The 4,723-nt window shown below is 63.6% G+C and carries 5 protein-coding genes; all 5 read left to right on the top strand.

From position 1 onward, the window contains the following. Positions 1 to 999: NAD(P)/FAD-dependent oxidoreductase (locus tag EOA29_RS25540; protein WP_145969792.1), on the top strand; the 999-nt coding region annotated here is incomplete at its 5' end. Between the two features lie 140 nt (positions 1,000 to 1,139). Next, a complete protein-coding gene (locus EOA29_RS25545; RefSeq protein WP_126094068.1) occupies positions 1,140 to 3,113 on the top strand; it encodes a bifunctional 2',3'-cyclic-nucleotide 2'-phosphodiesterase/3'-nucleotidase in 1,974 nt (657 codons plus the stop codon). A gap of 227 nt (positions 3,114 to 3,340) precedes the next feature. Continuing rightward, complete coding sequence (locus tag EOA29_RS43875; protein WP_281059629.1) at positions 3,341 to 3,475, top strand: hypothetical protein; 135 nt, start codon at positions 3,341 to 3,343, stop codon at positions 3,473 to 3,475. 104 nt (positions 3,476 to 3,579) lie between these two features. Then, complete coding sequence (locus tag EOA29_RS25550) at positions 3,580 to 3,870, top strand: Dabb family protein (RefSeq protein ID WP_126094067.1); 291 nt, start codon at positions 3,580 to 3,582, stop codon at positions 3,868 to 3,870. 70 nt (positions 3,871 to 3,940) lie between these two features. Next, positions 3,941 to 4,723 (top strand): VOC family protein (locus EOA29_RS25555; protein ID WP_145969793.1); only part of this gene is annotated, 783 nt, incomplete at its 3' end.

Raw genomic sequence — 4,723 nt, forward strand, 5'->3', positions numbered from 1 at the left:
GTATTGCTCGATGATGGCAGCGCCGTCGCCTACGACACGCTGGTGCTCGCCACCGGCGCGCGCCACGCCTATTTCGGCCACGACGAATGGGAGCCTTTCGCGCCCGGACTGAAGACGCTCGAGGACGCCACCGAAATCCGGCGCCGCATCCTGCTTGCCTTCGAGCAGGCAGAGCGAGAGACCGATCCGGCCACGCGCCAGGCATTGCTGACGCTGGTCCTCGTCGGCGGCGGGCCAACCGGCGTGGAGCTTGCCGGCACCATTGTCGAGCTCGCGCACGACACGCTGCGTGGCGAATTCCGCAACATCGATACGCGGCAGGCGCGCGTGGTGCTGATCGAAGCCGGCGACCGGATACTCGCCAATTTCGCGCCGGAGCTCTCAGCCTATGCGCGGAAAGCGCTGGAGCGGCTTGGCGTGACGGTCGAGCTCGGCCATGCCGTCACGCAACTGGATGCCGAAGGCGTCGTCTTCGGCGACACTCATTTGCCGGCAAGGACCATCCTGTGGGCGGCCGGCGTCGCCGCTTCCCCGGCAGCGGAATGGCTGGGAGCGTCGGCCGACCGGGCCGGCAGGGTGCTGGTCGAGCCCGATCTCACCGTGCCGGGCGGCCCGGACATCTTCGTCATCGGCGACACGGCGCATCTGTTGCGGCCGGATGGAAAGCCGGTGCCGGGCGTCGCCCCCGCGGCCAAGCAGCAGGGCCAGCATGTCGCCGCGACCATCAAGGCGCGGCTTGCCGGCGATACGGCGCCGCGACCGTTCCGCTACCGGCATGATGGCGATCTGGCGACGATCGGCAAGCGCGCCGCTGCGATCGACTTCGGCTGGATCAAGCTCACCGGCTGGCTCGCCTGGTGGCTTTGGGGCATCGCCCACATCTATTTCCTGATCGATTTCCGCAACAGGCTCGCGGTTTCGCTTAGCTGGCTATGGATATATCTCACAGGGCAGCGCAGCGCCCGGCTGATCACCCAGGGCGACGACGACAAGCGCTGATTGCCCGCCAAGCCTGTTTCATCGACGCGTCACCTTGTCGTGATCAACAGGCTTCCAACAGACGTGGACTCAAAGTGCCTTCAGCGCCATGTTCCGAACCCAGGGGCAGGGGTTGTCGCGTTGTCGAAGAGGAGGAAGCAATGTCACAACCGCTCGTCACTCGCCGTTCGCTGCTGGCCGGCGCCGCCGCCAGCGGGGCGCTGATCATGTTGCACCCGTTTTCCGTCCGTGCTCAGGCCAATCAGGCGCACCTCAGGATCATGGAGACGACCGACATCCATGTGAACCTGCTGCCCTATGATTATTACGCCGACAAAGCGAACGACACGATGGGCCTGTCGCGGACGGCTTCGCTGATCGAGGCGGTGCGCAAGGAAGCCGCCAATTCGATGCTGATCGACAATGGCGACCTTTTGCAGGGCAATCCGATGGGCGACTACGTCGCCTACGAGAAAGGCCTGAAGGACGGCGACCTGCATCCGATCATGAAGGGCATGAACCTGCTCGGTTATGAATGCTCGACGCTCGGCAACCACGAATTCAATTACGGCTTGTCCTTCATGGACAAGGTGCTGGCCGGCGCCAATTTCCCCTTCGTCTGCGCGAACCTGATCCGCGGCACCGCGCTTGCCGCCAACCCGCGCGACGACAAGCTCTACCTCAAGCCCTATGTCATCCTCGACAAGAAGATCAAGGACGGGTCCGGCGCCGAGCAGCCGATCAGGATCGGCGTCATCGGCTTCGTGCCGCCGCAGATCATGGTCTGGGACCTGAAGAACCTCGAAGGCAGCGTCAAGACGCGCGACATCGTCGAAGCGGCCAAGGCCTGGGTGCCGCAGATCAGGGAGGAGGGCGCCGACATCGTCATTGCGCTCTCGCATTCCGGCATCGACGTCAAGCAAGGCGACATGATGGAGAATGCCTCGTTCTTCGTCGCCGGCGTCGAGGGGATCGATGCGGTCTTCACCGGCCACCAGCATCTCGTCTTCCCCGGCAAGAAGGATTTTCAGGCGCTCGATGGCGTCGACACCGAGAAAGGCACGCTGCAGGGCAAGCCGGCGGTGATGGGCGGCTTCTGGGGCTCGCATATGGGCTTGATCGACCTGCTGCTGGAGCGCGACGGCTCGAAATGGCGTGTCGTCTCGGCGACCTCCGAAGCGCGGCCGATCTATGAGCGCGTCGACAACAAGAACAAGGCGACGGTCGGCGACGACAAGCGCATCATCGCCGCGCTCGAGCAGGATCACGAGGCGACACTCGCCTATGTCCGCCGCCCCGTCGGCAAGACCTCCGCGCCGCTCTATTCCTATTTCGCGCTGGTCGCCGACGATCCCTCGGTGCAGATCGTCAACCAGGCGCAGAGCTGGTACCTGAAGGACATATTGAAGAGCACGCAGTGGAAGGATGTGCCGCTGCTCTCAGCGGCCGCACCCTTCAAGGCCGGCGGACGCAATGGCGCAGACTACTACACCGACGTTCCGGTGGGCGATGTCGCCATCAAGAACGTCGCCGATCTCTATCTTTATCCCAACACGGTGCGGGCGGTCGAAATCACCGGCGCCGAAGTCAAGGAATGGCTGGAGATGTCGGCGGGCATCTTCAACAGGATCGAGGCCGGCAAGGCGGACGAGCCGCTGATCAACACCGATTTCCCGTCCTACAATTTCGACGTCATCGACGGCGTCACCTACAGGATCGACCTGTCGCAGCCGCCGAAATACGATTCAAAGGGCGGCGTGGCCAACGCCGGCTCAAGCCGCATCGTCGACCTTCAATTCGACGGCAAACCGATCGATCCGGCGGCGAAATTCGTGGTCGCCACCAACAACTACCGCGCCGGCGGCGGCGGCAATTTCCCCGACATCAACGCTTCCAAGATCATTTACGAGGCGCCGGACACCAATCGCGACGTGATCGTGCGCTACATCGTCAGCGAAGGCACGATCAACCCGTCGGCGGACGGCAACTGGTCGTTCGCGCCGTTGTCTGGAACCAGCGTCGTCTTCGAGACCGGCCCCAGGGCGAAGGACTTCATCGATCAGGTGAAGTCGCTGAAGATCGAGCCGGCGGGCGAGGGCGAGGCGGGATTTGCCAAATACCGCATCGCGCTTTGAAGCGCGGCAGGGCCGAATCCATATCCACCGGCGCGCCGGAAGGTCGCATAAGGAGTTTTTGTGGTCGCACGCTGCGGCTCTTCATGTCGCGGCTCCGCAGGCATCGCCCGCCGAGGGTGAGGCATCAAAACTGCCGGGAAGGCGCATGAAGCACAAAAAGCAGTGCCCTCGGACAATTGCCGCCAAGGCTCTCTGGTTCCGGCCGGAGACATGCGTTAGCTTTAGCCATGCGTTATGTGATCGTCATCGTCGCCATCACCTTCTTCCTGATCTGGGACGGCCTCTACAATCAGGGCCGCTACCTCGATGCGACCGTCAGGGAGATGTCGCGCATCGTGCGCTACGTCACCGGAGCAGCCTGAGGCCGGCGCTGCCGTCTCGACTGCAGGGCGCGACATCGTTGCCGGTTGACGCGACGGCCCCGCTCCCACAAAAACGCGCTCACCTGTCGATCAAGGAGGCTGGATTGATCCGGCACATCGTTTTCTTCAGCGTCAGGCGCAAGGAAGATGTGGGGGCCGTGCGGTCCGGCCTGCAGGCACTGGGCCATATCCCGCACTCGAAACATTTCGAGGTGACGCTCAACACCAAGGTCGATCTGTTCTCCAACGCGATCGATGTGGTCGTCTATGCTGAATTTGAGGACGAGGCAGCCCTCGCTGCCTATAAGGCACATCCGATCTATGCGGAGACGACCAGCAGGGTGAAGCCGTTGCGCGAACTGCGCTATTCGGCGGACGTCGTGGCCGCCGCCTGAACCAGCGGCCAGTCGCTTCGCTGACGCCGGGCCTTGAACCCGTTCCCGGAATGAGGCAAACCGCGCCGGCATGATCGAAACTTCGACCCACCCGCTCGACCATTTGGTTCTGCCCACACGGAGCCTCGAGGTCGCGAGGCAGCGCCTCTCGTCGCTCGGCTTTATCGTTGCGCCAACCGGCGTCCATCCTTTCGGAACCGAGAACGCTTGTGTTTTTCTCGCCGATGGAACCTATCTGGAGCCGCTGGCCATCAGCGATGAGCAAACGGCGGTGAGGGCGATAGGCGAAGGCAACGTCTTCGTCGCGCGCGACCGCCTTTACCGCAACAAGCTCGGCGACGAGGGTTTTTCCGCTATCGTTTTCGGCACGGCCGATGCCGATGCCGCCCACGCGCGCTATGTCGAGGCGGGAGTGTCGGCGGGAGATACGCTGAGCTTTTCGCGCGCCTTCACCGACGCGGGCGGGAAAAGCGATATGGCGTCGTTCAAACTGGCATTCGCGACCGGCAGGGAGGCAACGGACGCATTCCTCTTCGCCTGCGAGCGCATCAACGCGCCGAACATCGACCGCACCGCGCTGCAGGCTCACGCCAATGGGGCGACCGGCATCGTCGAGATCGTCGCGGTCAGCGACAGGCCTTCGAGCCAGGCCGGGCTGGTGTCCACCGCTGCCGGCAAGAGGGTGGAAGCGGGCGACAAGGTTGAGTTGCCCAACGCCATCCTGAGCATCATGGCGCCCGACGCATTTGCCTCACGCTTCGGTCTCTCGGCGGGGGTCTCTTCGGATATGCGTTTTGCGGCGGTCATTTTCTCGATCCGCGACACGGCCGCCGCCGCGCGCCTGCTTGCAACG

Source organism: Mesorhizobium sp. M1E.F.Ca.ET.063.01.1.1 (assembly GCF_003998155.1).
In the GTDB taxonomy this organism is placed as follows: Bacteria; Pseudomonadota; Alphaproteobacteria; order Rhizobiales; family Rhizobiaceae; genus Mesorhizobium.